Consider the following 16571-nt stretch of genomic DNA (forward strand, 5'->3'; position numbering starts at 1 on the left):
ATAGTACTTTACCGTATCTGTTGTACTATGAAAAAAACATTAGCACTTTTTGCCGGCTGTATTCTATTGGTAACGCAGGCCCTTGCACAAGGGGCCGACAGAAGTTTGTTTATTAGAGACAGCCTGGATATTTATGTTAGCCGTGCGTTAACACAATGGCGTGTTCCCGGTATTGCTGTTTGTATTGTAAAAGATGGCAATGTGGTGTTGATGAAAGGCTATGGCACCAAAGAGCTTGGCCTGCCCGAAAGGGTAGATGAAAACACCTTGTTTATGATAGGTGGTAATACCATGGCATTTACAAGTACGGCACTGGCTGCTCTTGAAGCCAATAAAAAACTTTCTCTGGACGATAAGGTGGTCAAATATATTCCGGAGTTTAAATTAGAAAATAAAGTAGCGGGCGAGCAGGCGGTGATTAGCGACCTGCTATCGCACCACATTGGGTTTAAAAGCTTACAGGGAGACTTTACCTTTTACAATACTGACCTGTCGCGCCAGCAAATTATAGAAAAAATGGGGCGCGTTAAAGCTGCCTATCCTTTCCGTACCAAATGGGGGTATACCAATTCGGCATATATGGTAGCGGGCGAGATCATACCCAAAGTAACCGGTAAATCATGGGATGCTTATTTACGAGAAACTTTTTTTGCGCCGCTTGGCATGACCAATACGGTGGCGCTGAGCAGGGACCTTCCTTTATCGTTAAACCGTACCGTTCCGCATACTATTGTTGAGGGCCGGTTAACACCTATTCCTTATCCGCAATTGGATAATATGGCTGCAGCCATGAGTATAAGCTCGACCATAAATGACATGAGCAAATGGGTTATGGCTTTATTAAACAATGGTAAAGTTGGTGCCAGGCAAATCATACCCGAGGCGGCTATAAAAACCACCCAAGCGCCACAGGCTATTATTGGCAGCATAAAACAACCTAATGGTGAGCCGGACTATGAACTATACGGATTGGGCTGGTTCTTGCAGGATTACGCGGGCAGGCATTTAGTTACCCATAATGGCGGCGTAAATGGGTATCGGTCATCCGTAACCCTGGTGCCGCAGGAGCGTTTAGGAATCGTAATATTAACCAATACCGACCAGAACGAAATATCTGAAGCGTTGCGCTGGCAGCTTTTGGATGCTTACTTTAAATTACCTTACCGCAACTATAGCGACGACTATTTAGATAAATATAAGGCTAATGATGCCAAAGAACAGCAGGCTAAGCACCAGTTACGCGATTCGGCATTCCTAAATTTGCCCCCGGCACAAGCCCTGGCAAACTACACCGGGCGATATACTAATGAAATTTATGGAAATTTGACGATTGCCCGTGGCGAGAGCAATACGCTTGAAATTCGCTTTGAGCATCATCCCAAAATGTATGTAAAATTACAATCGTTAGGAGGTAACCGGTTTTACGCGACATATTCTGAACCGATATATGGGAAAGCTGTTGTTCCTTTCACGTTTCAAAACGGACGAATAACAGGCGTTAGGATAAAGGTTAGTGATGTGGTAGAAACCGATGCTTACGATTTTAAGAAGATAGATTAATCCTTATTAAAGTATTCAGGTAACGCTTGTTTTAATAACTGTATAAGTGCCGCATCACCAAACTGGTATTTGTCCGGAATATTTAATACTTCGACCTTTTTATTGTTCATGCTGCCAGGAAAACGCAATAATAACAATTCCTTGTGTTTACGTTCCATCACGTAAATAATATCAGCCCAGGCAATTAATTTTTGATTTAGTTTAATGCGTGCCTTCTCCGATGTGCCGGCTGATCTTGCGTTATGGACAGGGTGATTTTTAAACAGCAATTCGGCCGTTGGGCTACGCCATTGGTTTTTACTGCAAACAAAAAGTAAGTTAGACAAATTCGTATTAAATACCTACCCCTATCAAATCAACCGTAAAGGTTAGTACAGCGTTAGCCGGTATACTACCCGATTCGGTGGCTCCATAACCAAGTGCGGACGGTATGATCATAAATATTTTACCCCCATCATTTGCACCCGCAGCAGAAGGGCCATTGACCTTTAACACGCCGCTTTGAAATCCCGGAACAAAGGCGGAAATCTCGGAAGTATAACCTGAAGAAGAATCAAAGGTAGTGCCATTAAGCAATTTGCCGGTATAAGCCACTCTCACGGTTGAAGTAGTTGTTGGAAGGGGCCCTGCACCGGTTTTTAATATTTTGTAATAAATACCTGATGCATCTTTTGTCATCCCTCCTGCAATATCAGGATTAGCTGCTATATATGCCTGTATTTTGGCCTCATCAATAGCTGCCTGCTCGGCAGCAAAGTCGACTTTTTTACAAGCCGACAGTCCCAGAATAACAACACTTAATAGTAAAAGGTATTTTTTCATGTAAGTTTTTTCTTTATAACTGATTTTTCAATCAAAAATTATGTTTTAATAAACAGATAGCCAAAGTACAAATTTTAACTGCCCAATGGCAAACTATTATAGCGCTGTTTTAATTTTTAACTCATTTAACTGTGCATCTGCAATAGTCGATGGCGAATCGATCATCACATCGCGGCCCGAATTGTTTTTAGGGAACGCTATTACATCGCGAATAGAATCTAATCCTGCAAAAATAGCGCACAAGCGGTCAAACCCAAATGCCAACCCACCATGTGGGGGCGCGCCGTATTCAAAAGCATCCATTAAAAAGCCAAATTGCTTTTGCGCCTCTTCCTGTGTAAAGCCCAGATGCTTAAACATTAACGCCTGTAAAGCGCGGTCGTGGATACGTATAGATCCGCCGCCTATTTCTGTTCCGTTAATAACCAGGTCATAAGCATTGGCACGTACATCGCCCGGGTTGGTATCTAACAAAGCGATATCCTCAGGTTTTGGCGAGGTAAACGGGTGGTGCATAGCGTGGTAACGCTCGGTTTCTTCGTCCCACTCCAACAGCGGGAAATCCAACACCCATAGTGGCGCAAATGTATTTTTATCGCGCAAGCCTAAGCGCGTACCCATTTCTAAACGCAACTCGTTTAATTGCTTGCGTACTTTATCGGCAGGACCGGCCAATACCAGCATTAAGTCGCCCCTTTCGGCTTCAAAAGCAGCGGCCCAGTTAGTTAATTCGTCTTCGCTGTAAAATTTATCCACCGATGATTTTAAGTTCCCATCGGTATTATAACGGCAATAGATCATGCCGGTTACGCCAATTTGCGGGCGTTTTAACCATTCGGTCAACTCGTCTATTTGTTTACGGGTATAATCGGCACAGCCTTTAGCATTGATACCCACCACCAGTTCGGCATTATCAAAAATGCCAAAACCTTTGCCCTTAACCACATCATTCAGCTCCACAAACTCCATCCCGAAACGGATATCCGGTTTATCAGAGCCATATAATCTCATCGCGTCGGCATATTGCATGCGCGGGAAATCGCCCAGTTCTAAACCTTTAACCGTATTAAACAGGTGGCGGGTCAGTCCTTCAAAAATATTCAGGATATCTTCCTGGGTGATAAATGATAATTCGCAATCTATCTGGGTAAATTCCGGCTGCCTGTCGGCGCGCAAGTCTTCGTCCCTGAAACATTTTACTATTTGGAAATAACGGTCGAACCCGCTCACCATCAATAACTGCTTAAAGGTTTGCGGCGATTGCGGTAAGGCATAAAACTCGCCCGGGTTCATCCGGCTTGGTACCACAAAGTCGCGGGCACCTTCAGGTGTCGATTTAATTAATACCGGGGTTTCTACCTCTATAAAATCCAATCCATCCAAATACTTGCGTATTTCCTGTGCCATTTTATGGCGCAAAACCAGGTTATTGCGTATGGGTGCACGGCGCAGATCCAGGTAACGATATTTAGCACGCAGCTCCTCGCCACCATCGGTATCATCCTCGATTAAAAACGGAGGAATTTTGGCCGCGTTAAGCAATCCAATATCCTGAACGGTTATCTCGATCTCGCCTGTGGGTATTTTGGTGTTTTTATTAGATCGTTCAACAACCGTTCCGGTTACTTTTATAACAAATTCACGGCCCAACTCACGGCTGGTTTCACGCAGTGTAGCATCAGTGTCCGTATTTAATACCAGCTGGGTTAATCCGTAACGGTCACGAACATCAATAAATGTTGTTCCGCCCAGGTCGCGCGATTTTTGCACCCATCCACATAAAGTTACCGTTTGGCCTAAATGGTTAATATTTAATTCGCCGCAAGTATGTGTTCTTAGCATAGTAACGATTTTTATAAAGTTTGCAAAAGTAGCTTTTTGATTTCGGATTTCGGATTTTCGATTTCGGATTTTTTGGATAAGTACCAAATAATCCAGCTCATTATGCCTGCAAACAAGCATAAATTCGAAATTCGACATCCGAAATCCGAAATAAAGAATACCTTTGCCCTATAATTCTCAAGGGGTGCCTTGCTTTGGAACGATAAAATACGCTGCAGCTATTTTTACCAAACTGAAAGACAGGCTGAGATCAAACCCATTGTTTGAGTTGTAAGTTTTGAGTTGTAGGTTGTAAGTTCTAATCGAGCTTCCAATGACCTAATGACACACTGACTTAATGACTAAAACATGCACCTGATCCGGGTAATGCCGGCGTAGGGAGAGGTAACAAGTTAAGTGTACTGCGCATTATACCCTGGTGTGCAGATGGTTTAACAATTTTTATTTACACACATTGAAAAATTTATTCACGGCATTATTTGCCTTGCTGCTGCCTGTCCTGGCATCGGCCCAATTCTCTGTATCCGGTAAAATTACCGACCAGCAAACCGGCGAAGCACTGCCCGGCGCAACCATCACCATTCAAAATCAATCAACCAGCGTTGTTGCCGACGCAAGCGGCGGGTACAAAATTGAAAACCTGCAATCCGGCAATTATGTATTCCAAGTAGCCTATATCGGTTATCAACCTGAGCAAAAAAAGTTAACCATTAATGGCAACATTACCGCTAATTTTTCTTTGACCGGCAGCAACCAGGTAACCGATGAGGTTAACATAACCGGCATATCCGCATCTGCCAAAACCCCGGTTACCTTTACCAATTTGAACAAAGCAGATATCGCCAAAAACAACTCGGGCCGTGGCTTTGAGTATTTACTGGAGCAAACACCATCGGCGGTGGTAAGTTCAAATGCTGGCGCGGGTGTTGGTTATACCGGGATAAGGATACGTGGCTCGGATGGTACAAGGATAAACTTAACTGTTAACGGGATACCAATCAATGATGCCGAATCGCAAGGTTCATATTCTGTGAATTTACCAGACCTTGCATCCTCTGTTAACAACATACAGGTACAACGTGGTGTAGGTACATCCACCAATGGTGCGGGAGCTTTTGGCGCAAGTATTAATATACAAACCAGCACACGGCAGGATACCGCTTATGCAGAGTTGAATAACTCTGCCGGATCATACGGAACATTTAAAAACACGGTGAATATTGGTACCGGTTTATTGGGCGGCAAGTTTAGTTTTGATGGCCGTTTATCACGTACGGTGTCTGATGGTTATATTGATAGGGCATCCTCTAATTTGAGGTCATACTTTTTAAGTGGTGCTTACTATGGCAAAAATAATTCGTTAAGGTTGAACGTATTTTCGGGCCATGAAAAAACCTACCAGGCATGGAACGGCTTATCCGAAGATAAATTTTTAGCCGGCGACCTCCGTTATAACGAAGTGGGTTACATAGCTAAAACAGGTGGTTTTTATGACAACCAAACTGATAATTACACCCAAAACCATTACCAGTTATTGTATGACCATACTTTAAGCAGCAAACTTACTTTTAACGGAGCGTTGCATTATACCCGTGGTTATGGTTATTACGAAGAGTACAAAAACGATGCTGACCTGGTAGGCGGTTATGGCCTAACACCGGTAGTGATTGGCGGAACCGCCATTACCAACAGCGACCTGGTGCGCCAGCTATGGTTAAGCAACCATTTTTATGGTGCTACCTATAATTTTACCTATAAACCTACCCAGCAATTCAAATTTATTTTAGGCGGCGCTTATAATGAATATAAGGGCGACCACTATGATAAAATTGTATGGACACAACAAAGCACCAACGTGCCGCCGGGCTACGAATACTCGCGCAACTTTGCTAAGAAAACCGACTTTAACATCTTCGGCCGTGCCGAGTTGAATTTAGGCGACCTGTTGGTTTACGGCGATATGCAATACCGCCATATTGATTATTCATTTTTAGGTTTCGACCGTAATTTGAATAATGTTCAACAACAAGCCTTGCTTGACTTTTTTAACCCTAAAGTAGGTGCAACCTATAGCTTTGGCAATAGCAGCGTTTACGCATCGTTGGCGGTGGGTAACCACGAGCCCAACCGTAATGATTTTACCAACTCATCGCCCGCCAGCCGACCAAAATCAGAAAACCTGAAAGATTTTGAAGCCGGTTATCATTATAGTTCGCAAAGGTTTGGCTTTAATATTAACGGCTATTATATGCTGTACAAAAACCAACTGGTGCTAACCGGATCATTAAATGATGTTGGGGCGGCTATCCGCACCAATATTGATGATAGCTACCGTGCAGGTATTGAGTTGAGTACGCGTTTAGAAATTTTTAAGTCGCTTACCTGGCTGGCAAACGCCACGCTTAGCACCAACAAAGTGAAAAATTTTAAACAGTATTTGTATAACTACGGTACCAACACAAACGACCTGTTCCAGTATACCTCAACAAATATTGCTTACTCGCCCTCGTTTATTGGTGGCAGCACACTTAATTATAAAGTGTTAAAAAATGCAGAGATAGCCTTTATCAGCAAATATGTAAGCAGGCAGTATTTGGATAATACATCAACCCAAAGCCGCTCGTTAGCCGGATACTTTGTAAACGATGTGCGCCTGGCTTATAACTTTAAGTTTAACGGCGTTAAAAATGTACAATTGGGCTTATTGGTTAATAATATCTTCAGTCAAAAATATCAGTCGGACGGGGCAACCTACCCGGATATTGAAGGCGGCAAAGTGGTAAATTATAACTACTTCTTTCCGCAGGCGCCAATTAACTTTTTGGCATCGCTTAACGTGAGGTTTTAATTGTACTTAATAATCCTTGTCATTTTGACGAGGAACGAGGAGAACTTTCTCTTGAACGAAGTGAAAAAATCTATACACTCGCTAATCATCCGAGTATATGTATAGATTTCTCACTACGTTTCGAAATGACATTACCATTTAAACAATGCAACACTGGATACAATTATTAACGGAGCAATTACAGCAAACCACCCTTTTGGAGTGGCTTGCTGTTTCATTAGCGGTTGCCGAAGTATTGCTGGCGCGGGTAAATAGTGTTTGGCTGTATCCTACCGGAATAGCAGGCACCTTAATTGGTATTTATGTTTTGCTGACGGCAGGGTTATATGCCGAGTCGTTATTAAATGTTTATTATGTAGTGATGAGCGTTTATGGTTGGATATTCTGGTTAACCAAACGCGGCGCATCAACCGTTAAAATTACCTGGACCACCAAAAAAGAATGGGCAATTGTTGGGTTGATTGTTTTTGTGGGATGGCTGGTATTGTATTTGGTGCTTAAACATTTTACCGATTCAACCGTACCGGTTTGGGATTCGTTTGTATCATCAACCGCATGGGCGGGCATGTGGTTATTGGCGCGGCGCAAAATTGAGAACTGGGTTTTATTAAACATCAGCAATTTGTTTGCTATTCCATTATTGTTTCATAAAAACCTGCCATTATTTGGCCTATTAACCCTGTTTTTATTTGTGATAGCTATATGGGGGTATTTTGAATGGCGGTCCATCTATCATAAGGAAAATAAACCTGCTTTAAATTAATAGTAATGGCAAATTTGGCACACCCATCAACCTTTATCGAAGCAGATTGGCAACACACCATCCGCGGCAGCGCCAAAGAAGCGGAAGAGATAGGTATGCTTCATCCGCAGCAATTGGAGCTGATCTATCAGCAAAAATGGTTCAAAGCCTTAATGCCGGTTGAATATGGGGGCCTTGACCTTTCCTTGCCTGACTTAGTAAGATTACAGGAAGCCTTAAGCTGGTGCGATGGCAGTTTCGGCTGGGTGTTTACTTTATGCTGTGGCGCGGGCTGGTTTTCGGGCTTTATAGATACAGGAATTGCACCGTCGTTATTTAATGATGAAAAAACTTGCCTGGCGGGTAGCGGCGCGCAAACCGGCGAGGCTGTTATTACAGATAACGGCTATATCATCAACGGCGAATGGAACTACGCCAGCGGCGCACACCATGCCACGCACTTTACCGCCAATTGTATCCTTAAAAAAGATGGTGAAGTATTTTTAAATGAAGATGGCAGCCCGGTTATCCGTCCGTTTGTTATCGATAAAAAAGATGTACAATTATTAGCTACCTGGAAATATATAGGTATGGTAGCTACGGGTAGCCATTCGTTTAAAATTGAAAAACTGAACGTTAATAAAAATCGCTGTTTTCAAATCGATCCAAACCATACCACCATTGATAGCCCATTATATCAATACCCTTTTCTGCAATTGGCAGAAGCCACTTTGGCTGCTAACCTGGCGGGTATGGCTATTCATTTTATTGACCTGGCCGAGGTTGCAATCGAACAGAGAAAAGCACTTAAAAAATTTACTATCCAACAACAAAATGTCGTAGCTAAAAAGCTACGAAGCATTAAAGTAAACCTGCAGGATGTACGTAACGCTTTTTATGAAGCCATTGATAGTTCATGGGATGTAGTAAACCCAACAACGCTGCAACTGGTAAGCGCTACAAGCAGGCAATTGGCAAAAGCCGCACGTAACCATGTAGATGCTTTATACCCTTATTGCGGGTTACAGGCCGCCTCTCCTGATACCGAGATCAACCGGGTTTGGCGCGACTTGCATACCGCCAGCCAGCACAGTCTTTTAGTTTTTGAAAGTTAACAGGAGTTAGTATCTTGTTAACGTAAATATCATATTGTTTTTTTATTGCTTTAATGATATTTGCCTTAAAAATCAATGGTGATGAAAATCAAAAACCTTTTGTTTATTGTGCTTGCGGGATGCGCTGTTTCTGTATCGGCACAAAATAAAAAACCAGCTGCTCCAAATACCGATCTGCCCCGCCCAAAACTGGTAGTGGGCCTGGTGGTTGACCAAATGCGCTGGGATTACTTATACCGTTTTTACAGCCGTTATGGCTCCGGTGGTTTTAAACGCCTGCTAAATGAGGGCTTTACCGCCGAAAACACCGTAGTTGATTATATACCCACCGTTACCGCTGCCGGGCACACTACTATTTATACCGGCACCTCCCCGGCTATACACGGCATTGCAGGCAACGACTTTATAATACAAGCTACCGGAAAATCAATGTACTGTACAGATGATAGTTTGGCAAAAACCGTTGGTAGTACCTCTGATGCGGGCGAAATGTCGCCGCGTAATATGTTAACCTCTACCGTTACGGATGAATTGCGTTTGGCTACCAATTTTAAATCGAAAGTAATTGGTATTGCTTTAAAGGACAGGGGTGCAATTTTACCCGCAGGGCATACTGCTAATTCGGCCTATTGGTTTGATGATAAAACGGGTGGGTGGATAACCAGCACTTATTATATGAACGCCCTGCCCATATGGGTAAATGACTTTAATGCTAAAAAGCTCCCCGAAAAATATTTAAAACAAGATTGGAACACGCTATATCCTATAAATACATATAGCCAAAGCACTGCTGATAATAGCAAATATGAGGGGCTGTTTAGGAGTGCAGAAGCCGCTACTTTCCCTGTTAAAACATCCGCCATATACAACAATAACCTTGGGTTAATACGCACAACGCCATACGGTAATACCTTATCCATTGATTTTGCAAAAGCGGCTATAAATGCCGAGCAGTTAGGCAAAAGCGGCACAACGGATTTTTTAGCTTTAAGCCTTTCGTCGACTGATTATGTGGGCCACCAGTTTGGTATTAATGCAGTCGAAATTGAAGACATGTATTTGCGACTGGATAAGGACCTGGCTGATTTTTTTACTTTTCTGGACACCAACATAGGCAAGAGCCAATATACCGTATTTTTAACTGCAGATCATGGCGCGGCGCACAATACCGCGTTTTTAACGGACCATAATATCCCGGCAGGCACCTGGGATGATGCCTTGGCATTAAGGGGGCTTAACGCGCAACTACTGGAAAAATATAAAGGACAACGGTTGGTATTAAGCTTTACCAACTACCAGGTTCAATTAAACAACCCGGTTATCAAACAATTGGGGCTGGATGAAGCCGCTATAAAAAACGATTGCATACAATACCTGCAACAACAACCGGCGATAGCCTTTGTGGTGGATATGCAAAAAGCGCAAACTGCCAATATTCCGAATGACTTGCGCGAGCGTATCATAAACGGTTATAATGCCGAGCGCAGCGGAGCCATACAGATCATATTAAAACCGGGCTGGTTTAGCGGTCGTACACCAGCGGCGGGAAAAACGCCGACAGGCACATCGCACGGCACCTGGAACCCTTATGATGCACACATCCCTTTTGTACTAATGGGTTGGGGCATTAAGCATGGCTCAACCACCCGCGAAACACATATGACCGATATTGCACCAACCATTGCCGCTTTATTACATATACAAGCACCAAATGGCACTATCGGCAAACCCGTAGGCGAGGCATTAAAGTAGATTAATGAATATTGCTTATAAAAGAATAACGCCCGCCGACACCGAACTCATCAGCCTTATTGCCGATTGGTATTTTGATGAATGGCATATTGATAAAGCCGTAACCATTGAGCGCCTCACAGGGTTTCCGAGCGATGGAATGCCATTTCAATTATTAATGACGTTGGATGGTTTGCCAATTGCAACCGGGGGTGTTTATCACCACGTTGGGCTATTAGATGCTATACCCCGGCTAAAAGAGTTTCAGCCATGGCTAGCCTTAGTTTACACCCTTCCTGAGTATAGGGGTAAAGGTTATGGCGCACTGCTTTGCGAAGAGATACAAGGGATTGCGAAAGAATTAGGAACAGACAATCTTTATCTTTTTACACATACCGCCGAAAGTTTATATAAAAGATTGGGCTGGGAAGAATTAGAAAGAGTTGCGTTAAAAGGTAAGGATATTGCTATAATGAAAAAGGAATTATAATGTCATCTCACCACATCATCCGCGAAAAACAGGAACCTGCACTTTTAGTATTGGGGCTGGATAATTTTGATGATGAATTGCTGGGTCAGCTATTGGAATGGAGCCCAACCTTAATGGTTACCGAAACTATAGCCGAAAAACTAAATGCTTATGGTATTAAAGTAGATTGGATAATTACCAATAACATGGAGGGCGATATCCAATCGGACGTGCAGCTTTTACAGGTAAAAAACGAGCCGCTGATATCATCTGCATTAAAACATTTAACCGCAAATAATTATCCTGCAGTAAATGTGGTTACTGATGAATTGAATTTGATCGATTATTTACCCTTTATCGACAAAATAAACCTGGTTGTTTTTTACAACAACCAAAAGATTTACCCGGTAACGTCCGGCTACAGTAAATGGAAACCCGCCGGAGAAACTATTGAATTATTATCTGCCCCAACCCACTTGCAATTTACCGGGCTTGACAAGCTGTCAGACACGGAGTTCAAAACCCAACAAGACGGCTTTTTTACCCTGCAGTTTGATGATCCTTTTATTGTTGTGGCAGAGGCTCTTTAAGCCCCATATATCGGCCTGCTTTTTGTGTTAATTTTTTTAAATTAGCGTTAAACCTTTCGCTTTTTTTTTGTCTAACAATATTATAAAACAGATCAACGTTTATCATACATCATGAAAAGATCATATATAAAATTACTCGGTATTGCTTTTAGCGCGGTATTGAGCGTGCTTTTTATCACACCTGCTGATGCGCAACGTGGAGTAAGGGGCTCAGTGGGCGGTGGAGTCATCGGCGGTGGTGGCGGTGGAAGTATTGGCGGCGGGGGCAGCATGGGCAGAGGTGTAGGCGGCGGTGCCAGTATTGGAGTGGGCCGGCCATCGGTTGGCAATATCGGTCCGCAGCGTGGTCAGGCGGTAGCCCCACGTGGTGGAACATCTGCAAATGGTACTACTGCAAACGGAGTTGCAGCAGGGCGCCCGTCTTATCGTAGTTACCCGGGATTACCAACAGGCACTAACCGTGTAACCGGCAGACCGTATAATGGTTACTATAACTATCATGGTTATTATAACAGCTATTACATGCCTTATTTAGGCTATAGTGTTGGGTTTTTACCTTACGGATATTATCCGTTTTGGTGGGGTCCAAATCAATACTTTTATAGTGCCGGTTTATTTTACCAGTTTAATAACAATCAATACACTGTTGTTGAGCCCCCTTTGGGCGCAGCAATCAAAGACCTGCCTGACAATGCACAATCTATTGTGATCAACGGAGCACAGTATTATGAATTGAACGGTGTTTACTACGAACCCGTTACTAAAGATGATGGATCGGTAGTTTACCAGGTAGCAGGCAAAGATGGTGTTTTAGATACCGACAATGGCGGCGCAGAAGCTTATAACCAAAATCAAATACAAGGCGGGGCACCGGCAATAAGCCGTTACCCTGCACCCGCATCAAATATAACGCCTCCAAAAATGGGCGATATGGTTAGATCTATTCCATCTGACAGCAAAAGAGTAAATGTAGCCGGACAGAAATATTTACTGTCTGCAGATGGCTATTATTACCAGGAAACATTTGATAATGATAATAACCGTACCTATAAAGTTGTAGGTACACCAGAGGACGAACCTAACCGTTAATTCATATTTTGTAGTTTTGAGAGGGTGGAAGCAGCAATGTTTTCACCTTTTTTATTGCGCTCCCTTTAAACATTTTTAATAAGTTTGATAACCTGCTGAATTAATCAACTATGAAAATAACACCCGGCTTTAAATACATAACCGCCCTGGCGTTAGCCGGTTTGTTATATTTGCCTGTATTCGCGCAAAACTTGCGGGTGGCGGCAGCAGCTAATTTGCAGTCGGTTATTGCCGTTTTACAGAAAGATTTTAAGCAAAAAACGGGCATTCAAATTGAGCCTATTGTTGGTTCATCGGGCAAGTTGGTAGCCCAAATAAAAAATGGTGCCCCTTTTGATGTTTTTTTATCTGCAGATATGAGTTTCCCCAATGCTTTAGATAAAGTTGGCCTGGCCCTACAAGCACCGGTTATTTATGCCTATGGCAGCCTGGTAATTTGCAGCAGCAAAAACATAGGATTTGAAAACTGGCAACGTGCCTTATTAACCAATCGCGTTAAAAAGATCGCGATAGCTAATCCATCTATCGCTCCGTACGGAGTGGCGGCTCAACAAGTATTACAACGCAAAGGCATATTGGGTAACCTTCAAAAAAAACTGGTTTATGGCGAAAGTATTTCGCAGGTAAATACCTATATCACAACCGGATCAGTTGAACTGGGGTTTACCACACAGGCGCTAATTAAAGATCCGGCCAATAAAACCAAACTTCATTGGCGGGTTATCGACCCTAAACTTTATTCGCCCATTGAACAGGGTATGGTGATATTAAAAAACAGCCCCAATAAAGAAGCCGCACAGAAATTTTTTAACTACTTGCAAAGCGCTGCGGCAAAAGGGATTTTTGTGCAATATGGCTATAAAGTAAAATAAGTGATAGACCTGTCTCCCATATGGCTCACCTTAAAATTAGCGGCGATAACTACGGTGCTATTGCTGGTTATTGGATTGCCGGTAGCCAGGTGGCTGTCAAAAGGCCGGTCCATTATAAAAACAATAATTGAGGCCATCATTACTATGCCGTTGGTTTTGCCTCCATCCGTATTAGGATTTTATTTATTGCTGGCCTTTAGTCCGCAACGCGGGATAGGTAAATGGCTGCAGGAAGTTTTTGACGTAGAATTTGTTTTTTCCTTCCAGGGATTGGTGCTGGCCTCATTTATTTACAGCATGCCGTTTATGATTGGGCCCATCAAATCGGCGCTGCAGCAATTGCCCACATCTCTGTCACAGGCATCATACACATTAGGTAAAACTCAGCGACAAACCTTTTTAAAAGTATTATTACCCAATATCAAACCATCATTACTAACCGCTATTGTATTAACCTTTGCGCATACTTTGGGCGAGTTCGGCGTGGTTTTGATGATAGGCGGAAATATACCCAATGTTACCCGTGTAGCATCTATAGCGGTTTATGACTCGGTTGAGCGGATGGATTATGCAGCAGCCAATACATATTCGCTTATTCTGTTATCGTTAACTTTTGTAATGGTGATAAGCGTGTTTTTTTATAATAAATACCAGGCTAAAAGTCCGTTAGAATGATCAGCATCGACATAGAAAAAAATCTGAAGGCCTATCAGGGCAAAAGGGTGCTGAAAGTTTCAAGGAAATTTGAAGCTGGCAGCATTACCAAAATATTCGGACCATCCGGCTCAGGTAAAACCACTTTTTTAAAAATTATTGCCGGGTTGATTACACCCGAAACAGGGCGCATAACAGTTGATAATACTACATGGTTGGATACTGAAACAGGAACCGACTTGCCGCCACAAAAACGGCTGACGGGTTTTGTATTCCAGGATTATGCTTTATTTCCCAATATGAACGTGAGGCAACATCTGGAATATGCCACTAATGATGCGGCTTGGACGGACCGCTTACTAACAATTGGCAAATTAGAAACGTTGCAGAAGCATAAACCCGAACACTTATCCGGCGGACAGCAGCAGCGTTTGGCTATTTTAAGGGCATTGGCTATTAAACCCAAATTACTTTTAATGGACGAGCCCTTTTCGGCCCTGGACCCGGAAATGAAAAATGCTTTGATAGCTGATTTAAAGGGGCTGTTTAAAGAGTTGGGGGCAACCGTATTAATTGTGAGCCATAACCCGCAGGAAGTAGAGGCTTTAACAAAAAGCGAGTTGCTAATTACTTAACAACCCGCTTTTAATATTATAATGCTTCTGAAAGGCTTTTTATGGTCGGCCTGTGCTTGAAGTCTTTATCAAAGTGTACAAAAACCAATTTGCCGCTTTTATCAATAATGTAGGTTGCCGGTACAGGTAACACATGGTCAGTATTGCCATTATTAGCTTCCAAATCAACCCCGCTGCTTTTGTAACGGGCAAACAAGGTTGGGTCCATCACATAGTTTACGTCGTAACTTTTCATGATGCTGTAGCCTTTGTCCTGAATCATTGAAAATGATGCGTGCGTTTTGTTGATGGTTTTGTTGATGTTTTCCCCTGTTTCGGGAGTAACGCCAATAACATAAGCCCCTTTAGCGGTTAACGTCTGCAATGAATCCTGCAATTGTTGTATGTATTTATTACAATACGGGCACCACTGTCCGCGATAAAAAAACAACACTACCGATTTATGCTCTTTTAAAATGTTTTTCAGGTCTATCTTTTTACCCGAATTGTCTACCGCTGTAAACAAGGGTGCGGCATCGCCCTTTTTAAGACCGTTTTGCGCGTAAAGTTGCAGAGTGATAAAAATAAATGTGATGATAAGTGTTGCTTTTTTCATGTCAGTTTTTTTGAGCTTAGTCGATAATAATATCCGTTCCTTACAAAACTTAATTTTTATTTAATTCTTCTTCTATCTTGTTTTGCAGATCATTTTTAAACCCTTCTTCCAGTTTTATTTCCGGCGAATGGGTATTATTTAAAAGCTGTTTGATCATCGCATTTATCATACTGCTTTGTTTGTTAAACAATTTACATATGGAGCAACCATAAAGGTGAATGTGCAATTGTACCTTTTCGCGAAGGGTGATCTTCCCGATCTGCTGTTTCTCTATAAGGTAAGTAGCCTGCTTACAGTTATATATTATATTTCTTAGCTCGCCCATACCTATATCCAGTTTTTTTGAAGACATGCCCTCAGGTTAAGTTTTGCACGATGGATAATCACCCAAAAGTTAGCATCAGATACTTTAAGCTCTGCGCATATGGTATTGGTTGGTTCATCATCTATATGTTTCATAGTAAAAACAGCCAGCCATAAAGCAGGTAGTTTTTGCATACACTTTTGTAGTACTTTATTGAATTCCTTATTGTGTAGTGGATCAACATCCTCAACCCCAAATGCCATTGGCCAATGTTCTTCTTTCCAATGGCCATCCTGTTCAAAATAATCTTGCGGGTCCTGTGCCTCGCTATCTATATTGATGGTGCCTAATCCCGACGATTTTTTTCTGTACACATCAACAATTTTATTCCTTAAAATAGCGGTTAACCACGTTCGTTCCGTGCTTTTCCCTTCAAACTTATCCACCCGTTCTAAAGCAGCCAAAAAGGTTTCCTGTACCAGATCGCGGGCCTGATCTTCATCGTTAATCCGGCTTAGGGTATACCTATATAAATAATCGGCATGATTCTTAACCCAGTTGTGCGGATCAATGATTGGTGGTAATAGCATTTAATTAATAAGTTGTAATATTTAGTCGGGCAACCCTATAAAACCTTACAGTAAATATAATTATTAAATTTATTGTAAGGTTTCGGTTCCTATTACGACAAAACACGTATATC

Annotated in this window: 17 protein-coding genes; 11 read left to right on the plus strand and 6 right to left on the minus strand. The window is 42.4% G+C overall.

Annotated features, from left to right (window positions below):
- Nucleotides 1-27: 27 nt before the first annotated feature.
- A complete protein-coding gene (locus tag ACYVJ6_RS15330) occupies nt 28-1560 on the plus strand; it encodes a serine hydrolase (RefSeq protein WP_460694970.1) in 1533 nt (510 codons plus the stop codon).
- Here ACYVJ6_RS15330 and ACYVJ6_RS15335 read toward each other — a convergent pair.
- The 3 genes from ACYVJ6_RS15335 to aspS form a co-directional block, all read right to left on the minus strand.
- On the minus strand, nt 1557-1886 hold the full coding sequence (locus tag ACYVJ6_RS15335; RefSeq protein WP_460694971.1) for a low molecular weight protein tyrosine phosphatase family protein: 330 nt from the start codon (nt 1884-1886) through the stop codon (nt 1557-1559). The two genes, ACYVJ6_RS15330 and ACYVJ6_RS15335, sit on opposite strands and share 4 nt — an antisense overlap.
- A 7-nt stretch (nt 1887-1893) precedes the next feature.
- Complete coding sequence (locus tag ACYVJ6_RS15340) at nt 1894-2382, minus strand: FKBP-type peptidyl-prolyl cis-trans isomerase (protein WP_460694972.1); 489 nt, start codon at nt 2380-2382, stop codon at nt 1894-1896.
- A 96-nt stretch (nt 2383-2478) separates the two neighbouring features.
- The gene (gene aspS / locus ACYVJ6_RS15345; protein ID WP_460694973.1) at nt 2479-4224 is read right to left on the minus strand and encodes an aspartate--tRNA ligase; all 1746 of its coding nucleotides are present in this window, start codon (nt 4222-4224) and stop codon (nt 2479-2481) included.
- 454 nt (nt 4225-4678) lie between these two features.
- Between aspS and ACYVJ6_RS15350 the strand changes: the two genes are divergently transcribed.
- The 10 genes from ACYVJ6_RS15350 (at nt 4679) to ACYVJ6_RS15395 (ending at nt 14969) form a co-directional block, all read left to right on the plus strand.
- Nucleotides 4679-7072, plus strand: a complete 2394-nt coding sequence (locus ACYVJ6_RS15350) for a TonB-dependent receptor (protein WP_460694974.1) — start codon at nt 4679-4681, stop codon at nt 7070-7072.
- A 145-nt stretch (nt 7073-7217) separates the two neighbouring features.
- Nucleotides 7218-7835, plus strand: a complete 618-nt coding sequence (gene pnuC, locus ACYVJ6_RS15355; RefSeq protein ID WP_460694975.1) for a nicotinamide riboside transporter PnuC — start codon at nt 7218-7220, stop codon at nt 7833-7835.
- Nucleotides 7836-7840: 5 nt separating this feature from the next.
- Nucleotides 7841-8929, plus strand: a complete 1089-nt coding sequence (locus tag ACYVJ6_RS15360; protein WP_460694976.1) for an acyl-CoA dehydrogenase family protein — start codon at nt 7841-7843, stop codon at nt 8927-8929.
- 81 nt (nt 8930-9010) lie between these two features.
- On the plus strand, nt 9011-10681 hold the full coding sequence (pafA, locus tag ACYVJ6_RS15365) for an alkaline phosphatase PafA (protein ID WP_460694977.1): 1671 nt from the start codon (nt 9011-9013) through the stop codon (nt 10679-10681).
- Nucleotides 10682-10685: 4 nt separating this feature from the next.
- Nucleotides 10686-11150, plus strand: coding sequence for a GNAT family N-acetyltransferase (locus ACYVJ6_RS15370; RefSeq protein ID WP_460694978.1), 465 nt, complete (start codon nt 10686-10688; stop codon nt 11148-11150).
- Nucleotides 11150-11719, plus strand: coding sequence for a thiamine diphosphokinase (locus tag ACYVJ6_RS15375; protein WP_460694979.1), 570 nt, complete (start codon nt 11150-11152; stop codon nt 11717-11719). Before ACYVJ6_RS15370 ends, ACYVJ6_RS15375 begins: the two co-directional genes overlap by 1 nt.
- Before the next feature lie 111 nt (nt 11720-11830).
- Nucleotides 11831-12808: a DUF6515 family protein gene (locus ACYVJ6_RS15380; RefSeq protein WP_460694980.1), complete on the plus strand. Its 978-nt coding sequence runs from the start codon at nt 11831-11833 to the stop codon at nt 12806-12808.
- Nucleotides 12809-12918: 110 nt separating this feature from the next.
- On the plus strand, nt 12919-13680 hold the full coding sequence (modA, locus tag ACYVJ6_RS15385; protein ID WP_460694981.1) for a molybdate ABC transporter substrate-binding protein: 762 nt from the start codon (nt 12919-12921) through the stop codon (nt 13678-13680).
- Entirely contained in the window at nt 13681-14355 is a 675-nt protein-coding gene (gene modB / locus ACYVJ6_RS15390) for a molybdate ABC transporter permease subunit (RefSeq protein WP_460694982.1), read from the plus strand. It abuts the gene before it with no gap.
- Nucleotides 14352-14969 carry an ATP-binding cassette domain-containing protein gene (locus ACYVJ6_RS15395; RefSeq protein ID WP_460694983.1) on the plus strand — a complete coding sequence of 206 codons (618 nt, stop codon included), beginning with the start codon at nt 14352-14354 and terminating at the stop codon, nt 14967-14969. Before modB ends, ACYVJ6_RS15395 begins: the two co-directional genes overlap by 4 nt.
- A 16-nt stretch (nt 14970-14985) precedes the next feature.
- On the opposite strand, the gene ACYVJ6_RS15400 is transcribed toward ACYVJ6_RS15395, so the two are convergent.
- From ACYVJ6_RS15400 to ACYVJ6_RS15410, 3 genes are read right to left on the minus strand one after another with little or no spacing between them, the layout of a single operon-like run.
- The gene (locus ACYVJ6_RS15400) at nt 14986-15564 is read right to left on the minus strand and encodes a peroxiredoxin-like family protein (RefSeq protein ID WP_460694984.1); all 579 of its coding nucleotides are present in this window, start codon (nt 15562-15564) and stop codon (nt 14986-14988) included.
- 49 nt (nt 15565-15613) lie between these two features.
- Entirely contained in the window at nt 15614-15916 is a 303-nt protein-coding gene (locus tag ACYVJ6_RS15405) for a hypothetical protein (RefSeq protein ID WP_460694985.1), read from the minus strand.
- On the minus strand, nt 15892-16458 hold the full coding sequence (locus ACYVJ6_RS15410) for a sigma-70 family RNA polymerase sigma factor (protein ID WP_460694986.1): 567 nt from the start codon (nt 16456-16458) through the stop codon (nt 15892-15894). The genes ACYVJ6_RS15405 and ACYVJ6_RS15410 overlap by 25 nt, the downstream gene beginning before the upstream one ends.
- Nucleotides 16459-16571: the final 113 nt, after the last annotated feature.

The organism is Mucilaginibacter puniceus (assembly GCF_054783175.1).

Bases quoted from the DNA above. Each gene is read 5' to 3' on its own strand.
- pafA (WP_460694977.1), top strand. From the start codon at position 9,011: ATGAAAATCAAAAACCTTTTGTTTATTGTGCTTGCGGGATGCGCTGTT.
- ACYVJ6_RS15375 (WP_460694979.1), top strand. From the start codon at position 11,150: ATGTCATCTCACCACATCATCCGCGAAAAACAGGAACCTGCACTTTTA.
- ACYVJ6_RS15380 (WP_460694980.1), top strand. From the start codon at position 11,831: ATGAAAAGATCATATATAAAATTACTCGGTATTGCTTTTAGCGCGGTA.
- ACYVJ6_RS15330 (WP_460694970.1), top strand. From the start codon at position 28: ATGAAAAAAACATTAGCACTTTTTGCCGGCTGTATTCTATTGGTAACG.
- pnuC (WP_460694975.1), top strand. From the start codon at position 7,218: ATGCAACACTGGATACAATTATTAACGGAGCAATTACAGCAAACCACC.
- modA (WP_460694981.1), top strand. From the start codon at position 12,919: ATGAAAATAACACCCGGCTTTAAATACATAACCGCCCTGGCGTTAGCC.
- ACYVJ6_RS15395 (WP_460694983.1), top strand. From the start codon at position 14,352: ATGATCAGCATCGACATAGAAAAAAATCTGAAGGCCTATCAGGGCAAA.
- ACYVJ6_RS15405 (WP_460694985.1), bottom strand. From the start codon at position 15,916: ATGTCTTCAAAAAAACTGGATATAGGTATGGGCGAGCTAAGAAATATA.
- ACYVJ6_RS15410 (WP_460694986.1), bottom strand. From the start codon at position 16,458: ATGCTATTACCACCAATCATTGATCCGCACAACTGGGTTAAGAATCAT.
- ACYVJ6_RS15370 (WP_460694978.1), top strand. From the start codon at position 10,686: ATGAATATTGCTTATAAAAGAATAACGCCCGCCGACACCGAACTCATC.
- ACYVJ6_RS15360 (WP_460694976.1), top strand. From the start codon at position 7,841: ATGGCAAATTTGGCACACCCATCAACCTTTATCGAAGCAGATTGGCAA.
- ACYVJ6_RS15340 (WP_460694972.1), bottom strand. From the start codon at position 2,382: ATGAAAAAATACCTTTTACTATTAAGTGTTGTTATTCTGGGACTGTCG.
- aspS (WP_460694973.1), bottom strand. From the start codon at position 4,224: ATGCTAAGAACACATACTTGCGGCGAATTAAATATTAACCATTTAGGC.
- ACYVJ6_RS15400 (WP_460694984.1), bottom strand. From the start codon at position 15,564: ATGAAAAAAGCAACACTTATCATCACATTTATTTTTATCACTCTGCAA.